Origin of the sequence: [Pseudopropionibacterium] massiliense, assembly GCF_900607225.1 — a bacterium.
Classification (GTDB): domain Bacteria; phylum Actinomycetota; class Actinomycetes; order Propionibacteriales; family Propionibacteriaceae; genus Arachnia; species Arachnia massiliensis.
Map to the genome: position 1 here is coordinate 1,283,651 of NZ_LR027842.1, position 15,577 is coordinate 1,299,227.

At 68.5% G+C, this 15,577-nt stretch carries 10 protein-coding genes; 8 read left to right on the forward strand and 2 right to left on the reverse strand.

All coding sequences use genetic code 11. The features are described 5' to 3' along the window. Window positions 1–48: 48 nt before the first annotated feature. The 8 genes from ligA to E0E39_RS05675 all read left to right on the forward strand — a co-directional run bounded on the left by ligA (window position 49) and on the right by E0E39_RS05675 (window position 12,353). Window positions 49–2,139: an NAD-dependent DNA ligase LigA gene (gene ligA / locus E0E39_RS05640; RefSeq protein WP_130873855.1), complete on the forward strand. Its 2,091-nt coding sequence runs from the start codon at window positions 49–51 to the stop codon at window positions 2,137–2,139. Between the two features lie 90 nt (window positions 2,140–2,229). After that, a complete protein-coding gene (locus E0E39_RS05645) occupies window positions 2,230–5,424 on the forward strand; it encodes a DEAD/DEAH box helicase (protein WP_130873856.1) in 3,195 nt (1,064 codons plus the stop codon). A 4-nt stretch (window positions 5,425–5,428) separates the two neighbouring features. Continuing rightward, window positions 5,429–6,253, forward strand: a complete 825-nt coding sequence (locus tag E0E39_RS05650) for an Fpg/Nei family DNA glycosylase (RefSeq protein WP_130873857.1) — start codon at window positions 5,429–5,431, stop codon at window positions 6,251–6,253. A gap of 10 nt (window positions 6,254–6,263) precedes the next feature. Beyond that, the gene (locus E0E39_RS05655) at window positions 6,264–6,977 is read left to right on the forward strand and encodes an HAD family hydrolase (RefSeq protein ID WP_130873858.1); all 714 of its coding nucleotides are present in this window, start codon (window positions 6,264–6,266) and stop codon (window positions 6,975–6,977) included. Next, window positions 6,977–9,475 carry a glycoside hydrolase family 65 protein gene (locus E0E39_RS05660; protein WP_130873859.1) on the forward strand — a complete coding sequence of 833 codons (2,499 nt, stop codon included), beginning with the start codon at window positions 6,977–6,979 and terminating at the stop codon, window positions 9,473–9,475. Before E0E39_RS05655 ends, E0E39_RS05660 begins: the two co-directional genes overlap by 1 nt. A gap of 68 nt (window positions 9,476–9,543) precedes the next feature. Then, window positions 9,544–10,629 carry a hypothetical protein gene (locus tag E0E39_RS05665; protein WP_130873860.1) on the forward strand — a complete coding sequence of 362 codons (1,086 nt, stop codon included), beginning with the start codon at window positions 9,544–9,546 and terminating at the stop codon, window positions 10,627–10,629. Between the two features lie 6 nt (window positions 10,630–10,635). Beyond that, window positions 10,636–11,376 carry a TIGR03943 family putative permease subunit gene (locus E0E39_RS05670; RefSeq protein ID WP_165444653.1) on the forward strand — a complete coding sequence of 247 codons (741 nt, stop codon included), beginning with the start codon at window positions 10,636–10,638 and terminating at the stop codon, window positions 11,374–11,376. Beyond that, window positions 11,373–12,353 (forward strand): permease, encoded by a 981-nt coding sequence (locus E0E39_RS05675; RefSeq protein WP_130873862.1) that lies wholly within the window; start codon window positions 11,373–11,375, stop codon window positions 12,351–12,353. The genes E0E39_RS05670 and E0E39_RS05675 overlap by 4 nt, the downstream gene beginning before the upstream one ends. 41 nt (window positions 12,354–12,394) lie before the next feature. Here the strand turns inward: E0E39_RS05675 and E0E39_RS16570 are convergent, their stop codons facing one another. Together E0E39_RS16570 and E0E39_RS05685 are read right to left on the reverse strand one after the other, a co-directional pair. Then, window positions 12,395–14,275 carry a subtype A tannase gene (locus E0E39_RS16570; RefSeq protein ID WP_130873863.1) on the reverse strand — a complete coding sequence of 627 codons (1,881 nt, stop codon included), beginning with the start codon at window positions 14,273–14,275 and terminating at the stop codon, window positions 12,395–12,397. 97 nt (window positions 14,276–14,372) lie between these two features. After that, window positions 14,373–15,521 carry a sigma factor-like helix-turn-helix DNA-binding protein gene (locus E0E39_RS05685; RefSeq protein ID WP_130873864.1) on the reverse strand — a complete coding sequence of 383 codons (1,149 nt, stop codon included), beginning with the start codon at window positions 15,519–15,521 and terminating at the stop codon, window positions 14,373–14,375. Window positions 15,522–15,577 lie beyond the last annotated feature (56 nt).

Consider the following 15,577-nt stretch of genomic DNA (forward strand, 5'->3'; position numbering starts at 1 on the left):
CACTTTATCGCATCATTCCTCGTGCAGGGACTGTGACAGCATGGGGCCATGACAATTTCCCCCGGAGCCGAACACCGCTGGCAGGAACTCAACCAGCTTCTCCTGGCCGCCAGCGACGCCTACTACGGGGGAGTCGAGCCCATCATCTCCGACGCCGAGTACGACGAACGACTCAAGGAACTCGCGGGGCTGGAGGAACGCCATCCCGGGCTGCGGCGCCCGGACTCCGCCACCACGCGGGTGGCCTATGCGCGCGTGACCGAGTTCACCCCCGTCACCCACCGGCAGCCGATGCTGAGCCTCGACAACGTCTTCGACGAGGCCGAACTGGCGGCCTGGCTGACCAGGGTGCCCGCCGAGCACTACCTGTGCGAGCTGAAGATCGACGGGCTGGCGGTGAACCTCACCTACCTCGACGGGCGGCTCGCGCAGGCGGCCACCCGGAGGGATGGGCGGGTGGGGGAGGACATCACCGGCAACGTCGCCACCATCCACGGCATCCCACACCGGCTGCGGGGAGCCGGCATCCCCGCCGTGCTGGAGGTGCGCGGCGAGGTGTTCTTCCCCAAGCAGGCCTTCGCGGAACTGAACGAGGCCCTCGAGGAGGCCGGCCAGCACCGCTTCGCCAACCCCCGCAACGCCGCCGCCGGATCGCTCAGGCAGAAGGACCCAAGGATCACCGCCGCACGTCCCCTCCGGATGATCGTCCACGGCATCGGAACCCACGACGGCCTCTCCCTGACCCGCCAGAGCCAGGCCTACGACGTGCTCGACTCCTACGGGCTGCCGGTGTCGGCCCACACCCGGGTGGTCGACTCGGCCTCCGCGGTTCAGGCCTACGTCGCCCATCACGGCGAACACCGCCACGACGCCGAACACGAGATCGACGGGGTGGTGGTCAAGGTCGACGACCTGGCCGCCCAGCGCCGGCTGGGATCCACATCCCGGGCGCCCCGCTGGGCGATCGCATACAAGTACCCGCCCGAGGAGGTCCACACCCGGCTCCTCGACATCCGCGTCGGGGTCGGACGCACCGGGCGCGTCACCCCGTTCGGTGCGATGGAACCGGTGCTGGTCGCGGGATCCACGGTCGCCATGGCCACCCTCCACAATGCCCACGAGGTGGCGCGCAAGGGAGTGCGGATCGGGGACACGGTGGTGCTCCGCAAGGCCGGTGACGTGATTCCCGAGATCGTCGCCCCCGTCGTCTCGCTGCGCGACGGCAACGAACGCGACTTCGTGATGGCCACCCACTGCCCGTCCTGCGGCACCGCCCTGGCGCAGCAGAAGGAGGGCGACAAGGACCTGCGCTGCCCGAACGCCCGCAGCTGCCCCAGCCAGCTCAGGGAACGCCTCTACTCGCTGGCCGCCCGTGGGGCCTTCGACATCGAGGCGCTGGGCGAGGTGGGTGCCCGCGACCTCCTGGAATCCGGGCTGCTGACCGACGAGTCGGGTCTGTTCGCGCTCACCGAGGAGGACCTGGCCCGCAGCTCCATCTACGCCACCCGGCGGGGAATCACCGCCAACGGCCTGAAGCTGCTGGAGAACCTGGCGGCCGCCAAGCAGCAGCCGCTGTGGCGGGTGCTGGTGGCGTTGTCCATCCGCCACGTCGGTCCCACCGCGGCCCGCACGCTCGCATCCCGCTTCGGGAACATGGCGGCGATCCGCGCCGCCTCCGTCGACGAACTGGCCGACACCGAGGGCGTGGGCCCGGTGATCGCCCAGTCGCTGAAGCAGTGGTTCGAGGTGGACTGGCACGTCGACATCGTCGACGCCTGGACCGCCGCCGGGGTCAGGATGGCCGACGAGACCCCCGGGCCGGGAAACGACGACCGGCCCTCCGCGACCCTCGAGGGACTGACCGTGGTCGTCACGGGAAGCCTCGGGGGATTCACCCGCGACGGGGCCAAGGAGGCCATCGTCTCCCGGGGCGGCAGGGCCGCCGGGTCGGTGAGCCGGAAAACCAGCTACGTGGTGGTGGGGGAGAACGCCGGCAGCAAGGCCGGCAAGGCGGAGGAACTGGGGGTACCCATCCTCGACGAGGCCGGATTCCTGACCCTCCTGGAGAAGGGACCCGCGGGGCTCAGCGGCGACGGCGACGCGGCAACATCTGCGCCCGGATCGCCCGGTGACGAGTGACCAGCCCGCTGATGCCGTCGCGCCCCAGTTCCCGTGGCGTGCTCCGATTGTTCATGGGAACAGTCTAGGAACGCATTAGGGTGGGGCGGCATGGGTCCCCACTCCACAGCTTGGGTCACGAAGGTCAGCGACGAGGCCATCCGAGCCTCCTGGGGTGATGCCACGTTCCTGCGGGGACGTTCCTACGAGGCCGCCGGGCACGTCCTGAAGTACTCCACGGACCGCACCGGCTCCATCGAAGCGGTGGTCAAGGGCAACGGAAGGAAGGTCTACCGGACGTTCCTCCACCACGACCACCGAGGCGTCAACAGCGCCTGCTCGTGCCCGATGAGGATGGGGTGCAAACACGCCGTCGCGGTGTTGCTGGCCGTGCGGGAATCGATGATCGAGACCGTTTCCCCGGCATCCTCCTGGGAGAACGCGCTGGCCGGGCTGCTGCCCGTGGCCGAGACCGGGGGGCGGGTCGTCGAACTCGGCCTGGAGTTCCGGATCGACGGTCCGTTGGAGCAGCCGAACGGGCTGGCGTTGCGTCCCCTGCGGCTCGGGGCACAGGGCTGGGTGAAATCCCAGGCCGGCTGGCTGGACATCGTCACGAATTACCGGGGGCTGACCTACGAACCCGCGCAGCGCGAGGTCCTGCTGCAGATGGCGAGACTCACGGGGCGCCACCAGTACACCTACGCCACCCCGGCCTCGGTTTCTCTGTCCGACCTCGGCCCGCTGGGCTGGTCGCTCCTGCGTCAGGGTGTGGACGCCGGGATCCAGCTGATCGCGGGCCAGGGATTCCAGGACGTGGAGGTCGGATTCGAACCGGTCAGGATCTGGCTGGACGTCGATCTCCGGGACGACGGATCGCGACAGCTCGCGATGTCCGGGGACCTGGGGCCGGTGCCCCCGGGCAGCAGGCGATTCCTGATCGGGGAGCCGGCCCACGGGGTGGGGGAGCTGGGACCGGGCGGCCGGCTGCGTCTGCACCCGCTGGCCGGGACGGTACCCGACGCGATCCGCGGATTGTTCAACCGGGACCAGGCGGTCACGGTCCCGGCCCGGGACGCCGGGCGGTTCCAGCTGATGTACCTCCCGGCGCTGGTGCAGAAAGGACTCGTCCCCCCGGGCACGTGGGACCCGGAAGACCTCCCACACCCCGAACTGACCCTCGGCCTGACCCACGAACCCGGGCATCGGCTGCTGCTCGAATGGGGTTTCAGGTACGTAGCGGGGGAAACCACCGTCGATGTCGCGTTCCATCCCCGGGCGGGGGAGGCCTTCCGGGACCAGGAGGCCGAGCAGTTCCTCGAGGAGGTCGCGCTCCGGCTGGTGGGGGACTACCCGGCCCTGCGGGAACCCCACTGGCAGCGACTGAATCCGAACGCGACGGTGACCCGGGCCGACGCGGCCCGATTCGTCACCGAAACCCTGCCCCTGCTGGAGGATGAGGGAGTCATCGTCACCCACAGCGGCGAGGTCCCCGAGTACTCGCGCGCCACCGAGGCCCCGGTGATTTCGGTCGGCGCGGAGGACACCGGCGACAACGACTGGTTCAACCTCCACGTCCGGGTCACGGTCGCAGGCAGCGACGTGCCCTTCGAACAGCTCTTCCGGGCGCTCGCCGTGGGGGACGAGGCGATGCTGCTGGACGACGGAACCTGGTTCCCGCTGGACCGCCCCGAACTCGATCGGCTGCGGCAACTCCTCGCCGAGGCCCGGGAACTCGTGGACCCCGGCCCGGGCGGGCAGCTGCGGATCAGCGCCTACCAGGCCGGCCTGTGGGAGGAACTCGCGGAACTGGGGGTCGTGGAGGAGCAGTCGCGGCGCTGGCGGGAACGCGTGCAGACCCTGCTGGGTCTCGGCTCCGACGAGAAGAGGGTCACGGTTCCGGACGGGCTGGATGCGATGCTCCGCCCCTACCAGGAGCAGGGACTCACCTGGCTCGCCGCGCTCTGGGACGCGGGCCTCGGCGGGGGGCTCGCCGACGACATGGGGCTCGGGAAAACCCTCCAGAGCCTGGCTCTGCTGGAACGCGCCCGGGAACTCGGCCAACTGGACGCCGCGCCGGTGCTCGTCGTGGCGCCCGCCAGCGTCGTCGGCACCTGGGCGGAGGAGGCGGCCCGGTTCGCACCAGGCCTGAAGGTCGCCACCATCCGGGCCACGCGGGCCAGGCGGGACACGGAACTGGCCGAGGAGATCCGCGGCGCGCACCTGGTGGTCACCTCCTACACCCTCCTGCGCATGGAGGACGAGGCCTACCTGGAGCAGCGATGGCGTGGCCTGGTGCTGGACGAGGCCCAGTTCGTCAAGAACCACCGCTCCCGCACCTACCAGGTGGCGCGCCGCATCGGGGCCCCGTTCACCCTGGCCATCACCGGCACCCCGCTGGAGAACTCCCTCGGTGACCTGTGGTCGATGTTCTCGCTGGCCGCGCCGGGTCTGTTCCCGCGCCTGGAGGGTTTCACCGAGAACTACCGCAAACCGGTGGAGAGAAACGGCGAGACGGATGTTCTGGGGAGGTTGCGCGCACGGATCCGCCCGTTCATGCTGCGTCGCACCAAACGCGAGGTGGTCAGGGAACTACCCGAGAAGGTGGAGCAGGTCACGCGGCTGGAACTCACCCCGGCGCACCGGCGCCGCTACGACCAGCACCTGACCCGGGAACGCACCCGGGTGCTCGGGATGCTCGAGGACATGGACCGGAACCGGGTGGCGATCTTCCGGGCCCTGACGAAACTGCGGCAACTCGCCCTGGACCCCCGCCTGGTGGACACCGATCTGCCGCCCGCCCCGTCGGCGAAGATCACCGCCCTGCTCGGGCAGATCCGGGAACTGGCCGAGGAGGGGCACCGCGCGTTGGTGTTCTCCTCCTTCACCGGATTCCTGAAACTGGTGCGCGGTGCGCTGGATGCGGAGGGCATCGAATACGTCTACCTCGACGGACGCACCCGCGACCGGCCGGCCCGCATCGCACAATTCCGGGAAGGTGACGCCCCGGTGTTCCTGATCTCCCTGAAGGCCGGTGGGTTCGGACTTACCCTCACCGAGGCCGACTACGTCTTCGTGTTGGACCCGTGGTGGAATCCCGCCGCCGAGAACCAGGCCGTCGACCGGGCACACCGCATCGGCCAGACCCGGGCGGTCAACGTCTACCGCATGGTCTCGGCCGACACCATCGAGGAGAAGGTCGTGGCCCTGCAGCAGCGCAAACGCGACCTGTTCGCATCCGTCGTCGACACGGGGGAGTTCCGCAGCGCCGCCATCACCGCCGCCGACATCCGGGGTCTGCTGGAATAGGGCAATGCCCGAAGGACACGTCATCCACCGCCTCGCCAACACCTTCCAGGAGGACTTCGCCGACCGCGCGGTGCGGGTCAGCTCCCCGCAGGGAAGGTTCGCCGACGAGGCCGCCACCCTTGACGGCCACACCCTCACCGGCGCCGAGGCCGTCGGGAAACACCTGTTCATCAACTTCGACGTTCCCGGGGCCAACCGCATCCACATCCACCTGGGGCTGATCGGGAAACTCGATTTCTCCCCGGTAGCAGACCCTGTCGGACAGGTGCGGCTGCGAATCGTGGCCGGCGACCGGGCCGCCGATCTGCGCGGCCCGCAGTGGTGCCGACTGATCACCGGTGAGCGATACGAGAAAGTTCTCTCGGAGTCCGGACCCGACCCGTTGCGCGACGACGCGGACCCCGCACGCGGATGGGCGAGGATCCGCAGATCGGGCAAATCCATCGCCGCCCTGCTGATGGACCAACGGGTCGCCGCCGGGGTGGGCAACATCTTCCGCGCCGAGGTGCTGTTCCGGCACGGAATCGACCCCACCACCCCGGGCCGGGAGATCGACGAGGCCACATGGGGGGTGCTGTGGGAGGACCTGGTTGGTTTGATGACGGTGGCGCTGGAACGCGGCCGAATCGACACCGTCGCCGACGAACACGGGCCCGAGGCCCAGGAACGTCCTCCCAGGGTGGACGCCCACGGTGGCGAGGTCTACGTGTACCGGCGTGCCGGGCAACCCTGCCTGGTGTGCGGAACAGAGGTGCGCACCACCGTGCTGGAGGGACGAAACCTCTACTGGTGCTCAAGGTGTCAGCGATTCAACAGCGCTTCCGACTAATCTGTTCGACATGCATTTCAGCGCCTTCGACGCCTACCTCTTCGACCTGGACGGGGTCCTGACTCCCACCGCTGAAGTCCACATGAAGGCCTGGGGCGAGATGTTCACCGCCTTTCTCGCCGGTTTTCCCGGCCGGGAACCGTGGACCGACGCCGACTACTTCGCTCATGTGGACGGAAAACCCCGCTATGACGGTGTCCGCGACTTCCTCGCATCCCGCGGCATCGAGCTGCCCGAGGGCGATCCCTCGGATGCCGCCACGGAACAGAGCATCTGTGGCCTGGGGAATCGCAAGAACGAGACCTTCAACGAGATCATCCGCCGAGACGGCGTCGCTCCCTATCCCGGATCCGGGGCGCTCGTCAACGCGCTCCGGGCGCGGGGCGCGAAACTGGCCGTCGTCTCCTCCTCCCGCAATGCCGTGCCCGTCCTGCGCGCCGCCGGACTGGAGGACGCCTTCCCCGTGATCGTGGACGGGAACGTCGCGAAACAACAGGACCTGACGGGCAAACCCGCCCCCGACACCTTCCGGTACGCCGCTGAGCAGTTGCGGGTGGAACCCGCCCGGGCCGTCGTGGTCGAGGACGCCCTGTCCGGGGTGGCCGCCGGTGCCGCCGGTGGCTTCGGGCTCGTGGTCGGGGTGGACCGGGGGGTCGGCCCCGAAGCCCTGCGCCGAGCCGGAGCGGGCCTGGTGGTCGCCGATCTTGGGGAGCTGGTGGCCTGATGCGCTGGATCTCCTCCGACCCGCTGAACCGTTTCCGTTTCCCCATCGACGACTGGCGCTTCGTCGAGGTGGAACCCGGGCTCGACGATCTGGGCGTCACCGAAACCCTGTTCTCCATCGGAAACGGCTACCTGGGGATGCGCGGCAATCCCGAGGAGGGGCGCAAGTCCTACTCCCACGGCACCTTCATCAACGGTTTTCACGAAACCTGGACCATCAAACACGCCGAGGAGGCCTTCGGGTTCGCGAGCACGGGCCAGACCATCGTGAACGTGCCCGACGCGAAACTCATCAAGATCTACGTCGACGACGAACCGCTCACCCTCGGGCAGTCCGACCTGGACCACTACGAACGCGCCCTCGACTTCCGCGCGGGATGCCTGACCCGCGACCTGGTCTGGCGCACCCCGGCGGGCAAACGGGTGAAACTGAGCTCCCGCCGCATGGTCAGCTTCACCGATCGGCACCTCGCGCTGTTCGAGATCGAACTGACCATGATGGAGGGCGATGCGCCGATCGTGCTCAGCTCCCAGGTGGTCAACCGGCAGGACGGCTTCGACGACTACCGGCAGCCGAGGAACGAGGAGGGCTTCGACCCTCGACGCGCGGGCAAGTTCGACGGCCGGGTGCTGCAACCGCGCGGCCAGTGGCACGACGACCAGCGAATGGCGCTCGGATACGAGACCACCGACTCCCACATGACGCTGTGCGTGGCCGCCGAGCACACCCTCGACACCGCGAACCCCTACGAGGTGATCTCCCGCATCGAGGAGGACCAGGCCAAGCAGGTCTACCGCATCGAGGCGCGCGAAGGGGTCCCGATCATCATCCGCAAGGCGGTCGCCTACCACACCTCGCGGGGAGTGCCCGTCACGGAACTGTTCGATCGCTGCCGCCGCACCCTCGACCGGGTGAGCGAACGGGGGTTCGATTCCTTCTTCGAGGGGCAGCGCGCCTGGCTCGACGACTTCTGGGCCAACTCGGATGTCGAGGTGGGCGGCCAGCCGGCCATCCAGCAGGCCGTCCGCTGGTGCCTGTTCCAGCTGGCCCAGGCGACGGCCCGTTCCGACCAGCTCGGCATCCCCGCCAAGGGGGTGACCGGCTCCGGCTACGAGGGGCACTACTTCTGGGACACCGAGATCTACCTGGTGCCCTTCCTGACCTACACGGCCCCCAGGGTCGCCCGCAACGCCCTGCGCTACCGGGTCGGCCTGCTGCCGAAGGCCCGGGAACGCGCCCAGATGCTCAGCCAGGAAGGGGCGCTGTTCCCGTGGCGCACCATCAACGGTGAGGAGGCGTCCGCCTACTACGCGGCGGGCACCGCGCAGTACCACATCGACGCCGACATCGCTCACGCCTTCGGGAAGTATCGCGACATCACCGGTGACGTGGACTTCCTGTACCGCGACGGGGCAGCCGTGTTGGTGGAGACCGCACGGATGTGGGCCGACCTGGGTTTCTGGCGCACCGAGGCCGACGGGTCGAAGCGGTTCCACATCCACGGCGTCACCGGACCCGACGAGTACACGGCCGTGGTGAACAACAACATGTTCACCAACGTGATGGCGCGGGCCAATCTGCGGCTGGCCGCCGACCTCGTGCAGGAACTCGAGGAGGCCGATCCGCTCTGCTGGGACCGGCTGGTGCAGACCCTGGACGTGGCCCCGGAGGAGGTCGAGGAGTGGCGGGCCTGCGCCAAGGGCATGGTCATTCCCTTCGACGAGACCTTCGGGATCCATCCCCAGGACGAGAAGTTCCTGTCCAGCGAGCTGTGGGACCTGGAGAACACCCCGGCCGACAAGTTCCCGCTGCTGCTGCACTTCCATCCCCTGGTGATCTACCGGTTCCAGGTGCTCAAGCAGGCCGACGTGGTGTTGGCGCTGTTCCTGCAGGGCGACCAGTTCACCAAGGAACAGAAACGCGCCGATTTCGAGTACTACGACCCGATCACCACGGGGGACTCCACCCTGTCCGGGGTGGTGCAGTCCGTGATCGCCGCCGAGGTCGGCTACCAGGACATGGCGATGCAGTACTTCCTGACAGGGCTCTACGTGGATCTGGCGGATCTGCACGCCAATTCCCGTGACGGCGTGCACATCGCCTCCACCGGTGGGGTGTGGAACGCGTTGGTGTTCGGTTTCGGTGGACTGCGTGACCACCACGGCGACATCAGCTTCGATCCGCGGCTGCCGAGGGGCTGGGAGTACCTGCGTTTCCCCCTCCAGGTTCGCGAATCAAGGCTGCGGGTGCTGCTGGAACGCGAGGCCATCTCCTTCGAGGTGGAGACCGGCGGGCCGCTGGAGGGCAACGTGCGCGGGGAGCGACTCGTCATCCAGCCCGGCACGCCGATCCGGGTTCCCCTGGAGCACCAGGGTGAGGAGCTGCCGTCGTTGACGGGACGCCATCCCGTGACGGGCGGGCGTCGCGCCGACGGCTCCGTCATCACCGCTAACGTGCCTGAGGCCCCCCACGAGCAGGACCTGGTGGTGGTCGACTGAACCCGGAACGAGTCATCACCATCCCTACCGGCGCCGGGACGGTCCGGGTGGAGGTGCCCGGGGGCTGCGTGAAGGTTCCCACTGGTGAACCCGGACACTGGGCGTTCGAATCCCGCGACGTCCTCGCCGAGGTGCGTTTCCGGTCCGGGGAACGCGAGGCCCTGGAGTTCACCCTCCAGGGCCTCGGGGACTCCGTGGCAGAGGCGCCGAGTTTCCGGTTCGTCGTCGAGGGCTGCGTGGTCGGCTGGCTGGCCGGGGCGACGGGCCGGATGCTGCTGAACGGTGCCGCCTGGGTGATGCTGAGCGGCTGGTGCGGTGAAGGTGGAGTCGATCCAGAGGGGCGCGTGGCCCGGGTTTTCGGGGAAGGCACGACGCTGTTTCCGGGGCGGCGGGCGTGGTCGCGCTGGCGGCTGTATCCCGAGCGCGAGACCCCACCCCTGCCCGGCTGGGTGCCCCCGGAACGCTATCTCCCGGAGGGTGGGGCCGTCGAGGTGCCGGACCTCGATGTCGCGTGCACGGGAGACGGTCTCGGTTTCGAGACCACCGACGAGGGCAGCCTGGTGCGCGGCCCCATCGGCTGCCACGAGCTCGCGATCCACGGTCCCAACGGGGTCAGTTTCCTGGAGATTGGCTGGCATCTGCCCACGGAGCAGCTGGTGTCGAAGGCCTTGGGGAGGGCAGGCAACCGCCCCGACCTGGAGGCCTGGTTGCTCACCTGGTTGCTCGCCCAACCGGCCCTGGGGGAGCGGGAACAACTCCTGGACCGGCTCGACCTGGCCCTGGGCGACTGCCTGGAAAGCCCGGGACTGTGGAGCGTGCTGGCCGGTCTGCGTGCCACCCAGATCACCGATCTGCCGATCCGGGACGAGGTGGAGGCGGTCGCCGACGGGTTCAGCGTGGAGGAGGCACTGGCCGGGCAGGGGCCTGCCGGCGGGCTCGCACTGACCCCGCATCCCAGTTCCGCCCGGATCGATTTCACCGCCCGGGACGTGACGCTGACCCGGTTCCGACTCGACGGGAAACCCGAATCCCCGGCCCAGCAGGAGCTCGAACGCGGGCTGCGGACCGCCGGGGCACGGCTGCGTTGCGTGCTGTCCACCGACCCCGACCCCGAGGCCGTCGCGTGGCTGCTGTTGGGTTCCCCGCTAGGCTGAATGGACATGGACACCTCGCGAGACACCGACCAATCCCCGCGCACACTGGGGCAGGTCGTGGGGGCGACGCTGGTGCTGCTGCTCGCCACGGTGGTTTTCACCATGGCGATCTCCGGTAGTTTTCGAAACTATCTGCAGGAGTGGCTGGGTCCCTGGCTGCTGGCATCGGCGGTCGCGATGGGCGCGTTGTCGCTGTGGACCCTGCTGGATGCCACCGACAAGCTCGCCGGGTTGAAACGCGGCACCCACGAACACGGCTCCCCGAAGGTCGCGGCGCTGCTGTTGCTGCCCGCCCTGCTGTTCGCGATCTCGGCCCCCGCGTCGCTGGGGGCGAACGCGGCCGGTAGCACCGCGGCGAAACCCAGGCCGACCACGTCCGACCCGATCGAGTTCCCCCCGCTGCCGACGGACTCCGTCACCGAGATGTCCGTGCAGGACTTCGAGGACCGCTACACCTTCGGGGACCCGAAACTGCTCGTCGGACGGCCCGTGCGGCTGCTCGGTTTCGTCGCCAGGCAGTCGGGCCTCCCGGAAGGGCAGTGGAGCGTGAACAGGTTCCGCATCTACTGCTGCGTCGCCGACGCATCCCTGTTCACCGTCCCCGTCGAGGGCATGGCACAACCCGAGGGGGACAACGTCTGGGTCGAGGTGGAGGGGGTCATCAACCTCGACGCCAGCAAGGAGCATCCGGTGCTGACCGCATCCGGGGTCAAGGTGATCCAGCAACCGGAGGATCCCTACCTGTGAGAAGCACCTTCGTCCGGGTCTGGGCGCTGCCGTTCACCGGTGTCGCCGTCGTCATCGTCCTTCTCTGGGCAACCACCGTGCGTGGTCCGCTCCTGCCCCTGGAGGGCGGCGCGGCGACCTGGGGCACGCTCACCATGGGGATCGTCGTCCAGGCCCTGCCCTTCCTGGTGCTCGGGGTGCTGGTGTCGGGATTCATCGCCGCCTTCGTCCCGAAGGACCTGCTGTCCAGGATCACCCCGAGATCCCCGATGCTCGCGGTGCCCGCAGCGAGCATCGCGGGCATGGTGCTGCCGGGTTGCGAATGTGCCTCGGTGCCGGTGTCGCAGTCGTTGATGCGCCGGGGACTTCCCCAGGGCGCCGCCCTCGCCTTCCTGCTCGCGGCGCCGGCAGTCAACCCGGTGGTGCTCGTCGCCACGGCCGTCGCCTTCGCCAGCAGCAACCCGATGATGGTCTGGGCCCGGTTGATCGCATCCCTGGTGGCGGTGATCTCGGTGTGCTGGCTGTGGGTCGGGGTCGGCAAGGCCGAATGGATGAAACCCCAGGAAGGACACGACCACGGCCACCGGTCCAGGGCAGCGGTCTTCCGCGAGACCGCGATGCACGACCTGCTGCAGGCGGGCGGCTTCCTGGTGGTCGGGGCCGCCGTGGCGGCACTCATGAAGGCTGCGGTGCCCGCCGGTTTCCTGACCTTCCTGACCGAGAACCTGTGGCTCGGGATCGTGGTCATGGCGTTGCTGGCGGTGCTGCTGTCGCTGTGCTCCGAGGCCGACGCCTTCGTCGCCGCCTCCCTGCCCGGGGTTTCCCCGACCGCGCAGCTGGTGTTCCTCGTGGTCGGGCCGATGGTGGACGTGAAGCTGTTCGCCATGCAGTCCGGGGCCTTCGGGACGAGGTTCGCCGCCCGTTTCATGCCGCTGACGCTGTTCGTGTGCATCTGGTCGGCGGCCGTGGTCGGCGCCGTGATGTTCGGGACCTTCTGACGGGGCCGGCCCGCGTCGAAGCCGGGTGGACCGGCCCGGGCTCAGGCCGATGCCTCCTTCACCCAGGCGATGAAGTTGGTGGTGCCATCGCCGGTGCGCTCGGCCATCGTGTGGCCCTGCCCCCACACCGTCGCGAAGTCCACCTTCGTGTCCCCGAGGGCCTGCAGGGCCAGCGCCAGGTTGATCTCGACGGTGCTGGCCGCATCCCCCTGGGTGATGCCGGTCCGGATGCGCCAGTTCGGGGCCACCCGTGAACTGCCCTGCCCGCCCTGCGCTTCCAGCAGGTAGTAGAGGGGCTCGTACATCTGCTCGCGAGAGACCACGTCGCCCCCGACCTCATCGGTGGCGGCGAAATCGCTGTCCCACGTGGAGGCCGCATGGTCACCGGACCAGCCGGTCAGCGACGAGTAGGTGGACTCGTTGGCCGCCAGCACATCGCGGGACAGTTTCGAGAAGTGAAGTCCCTGGGTGCCCTTGCCCAGCACAATGTTCTCGGTGGCGCTGCGATCCGGGGCGTCGAAAGCGCCGACATCCTTGCTGGGGGATTTCTGGCTGGTGACGAAACCCCGCAGGCCGGTGATGGTCGCGGTGTTGCTGGCGGAATCGTAGGTGACCCACGGCGTTTCGCCGTTCAGGTGCGCGATGTAGTCCTCCACCGTGTTGTAGGTGGTCGACGTATCGGACGACTCGCCGCCCGGGGGCTGCCCGCCACCAGAACCGGGTCCGCCACCCGAGGGCTGACCCCCACCCGGGTTCTGTCCCCCCGGGGCCTCACCGGAGGGGGGAGTGCCGCCCCCGTCGGGGGGACCCCCATTCCCACCGCCGGGTTCCATGCCCGCCATCTGATGAGAGCTGGGGGTGTAGGGGAAGGTGGTGTCGGCCAGGAAGTTGTTCAGGGATGTGGTGATCTCGGCCACCACGTGGTCGTGGTAGCTGCCCGCCAGGTACACGCCCTCGCCGCTTTGCTCCAGCTTCAACGCGGTGCCCTTCGAATCGGTCAGGCCGAGTTCGTTGACGGTTTTTGCGAACGCCTCCGCCAGGTCCTTGCTGTAGGCGGCGGTCCAGGTGCCCTCGGCTCGTGTCCCGCTGCTGACGAACTGGCCCATGTTCCACTCGTAGGCGGCGTTCCCGGTGTTCAGGCTGGTGATGGGACACCAGGCCATCACACCCGCGATCGCGTCGCTGATGGCGGTGCCGTCGCTGGAGGTCATGGCCGCTCCGAGGTGTTCCAGGTACCTGGTGTAGAGCGGCGAATCACCGGAGGCCCCCATCACGGAGCTCTGCGCGCCGCCGCCGCTGTGCCCGAACACGAACACCTTGTCCATCGCGCCCGGCAACGAGGCCGAGTTGTAGCGCAGGTAACGCACCGCCGCCTTGAGGTCGGTGACCCCCCAAGGGGCGTTGCCGACATAGGAATCGGTGTTCGAGTCCTTGCCGCGCAGGCCCGCGTGGACATGGATGAAACCGGCCGCCAGGTAGTCCGAGACCGAATCATAGGAGTACTGGGTGGGTGGTTTCTGGGAGGCGTAGCCGGGGGTGTTGACCGGCAGCACGATGGGAGCGGTGGCCGGGGTGAACCCGTTGACACTGCCCGAGGGGTTGATCACCACCTCGTAGGTGCCGTCGCCCTTGTCGGTGCCGGAGAAGTATGCGCCCGGCACGTAGATCCCGAGGGTTTCGTAGTCCGGTGCGGCCGGGGAGGCGACGTAGCTCAGGCCGATCTGGTAATAGACGTCATTGTCGGCGTCGTGGTTCCACGCCGCGTTGTTCAGGGCCAGGGTTCCCGTCGCCGCGGTCCCCGAACCACTGGCGGAGGTGGTTCCGTTACCGGAGGCGCCGCTGCTGCAGGCAGCCAACCCGAGGCCGCTGAAGAGGCTGAAGGCGATGGCCGATCTGAACAGGGAACGACGATTGAGATCCATGCTGGCTCCTGGGGGCTTGAGGCTGTCAGATCACAGCCAACAGGATGAGTCCATGGGTTTCCTGTCCGCTTCCTGTGGAACCTCCCAGAGTTGTTTCTCAGAGACCTTCCAGCGGCTTCTGGAGGGAATCACCCGGGATTTCCCGGATCTCGCCGTGTTCCTGCAGCCGGGCCCGCGCCCGGGCCGACATGCGATGTTCGAGGCCGGCATCCCGAAGGGCCTCCACCCAACTTCCGCAGCGAAGCTGTATCACCGCCGGTTGCGCGTCCCGGGGGTCACGGTGACGTTCGTAGAAGGCGATTGTGATGGGTCCGGTGGTTCGTTTCGCGACCCGGATCAGGGATGCCAGGGATTCGGCCTGACTGGAGATTCTTCGCGGCTCCTTGTCCGGGACGATCCCGAGAATTTTCTCGGCCCATTCCCAGGAGCCGTCCCTTCGGGTCGCGTAACGCAGGATTTCGTGAACGCGTTCGTGAATCTGCGACCAGCTGCCCAGGCGAATTCTCACGGCGGCCCCGGACGCCAGGCCGGTGCGGCGGGCGTATTCGTTGTAACTGTCGAACGAATAGGAGGGAAGGTCGTCGCGGTAGAACTGCAGCACCGATGCCCACATGGTTTCGTCGCTGATCTGGGGGCGAGGCCCTCCTCGGTGCTGTACGTGTTCGCCGAGTCCCGCCAGCAGCAGCGCGTTGTTCCAGCCCCCGAAACGATTCATGGGAGTCTGTTTCCCCGGGTGTCCGTGGGCGACGGCCCAGGTGGTGTAGTTGTCGCTGGTGTGGGTCTTCGTCTGGGCGCCCCAGGCGGCCAGCGCGGCCAGCAGGGCCTCGTCGGATGTGCGATCGGTCTCGCCCGTACAGGGCCGGGCCTCGTGGACGGCGAGTCGGTGTTTCAGCGCCGTCCGGACCGTCGACTCGTCGGTTTCGTGCCACTCGGCCAGTTCCGTGACGGTCAGCTCCGGGTGGGCCAGGGAGGTCTCGTGGATGTGGCGGACGAGAGCGTGAAGACGGTGCGCGGCCCGGTTGCGTCGTTCCTCCCGGAGTCTCCTGGTGGTGACGCCGCGTTCCTTGGCGATCTGCCGGATGCGTTCGCGGCTGACCCCGAACAGGTTCCCCAGCTCCTGCAGGGTCAGGCCGGCTCCCAGGCCGGAGACGATCAGGTTCGAACGCTGACGGGAACGCTCCGCCGCAGGCAGTGCCGCGAAGCGTGAACGCCATGCATCAGGTTCCGGGGCCTCGGTGTGCCGCATCGATCTACGTCGCCTCCAAACTCTTTTCCAACCCTTGCGGGGTCGGCGATCGGCCG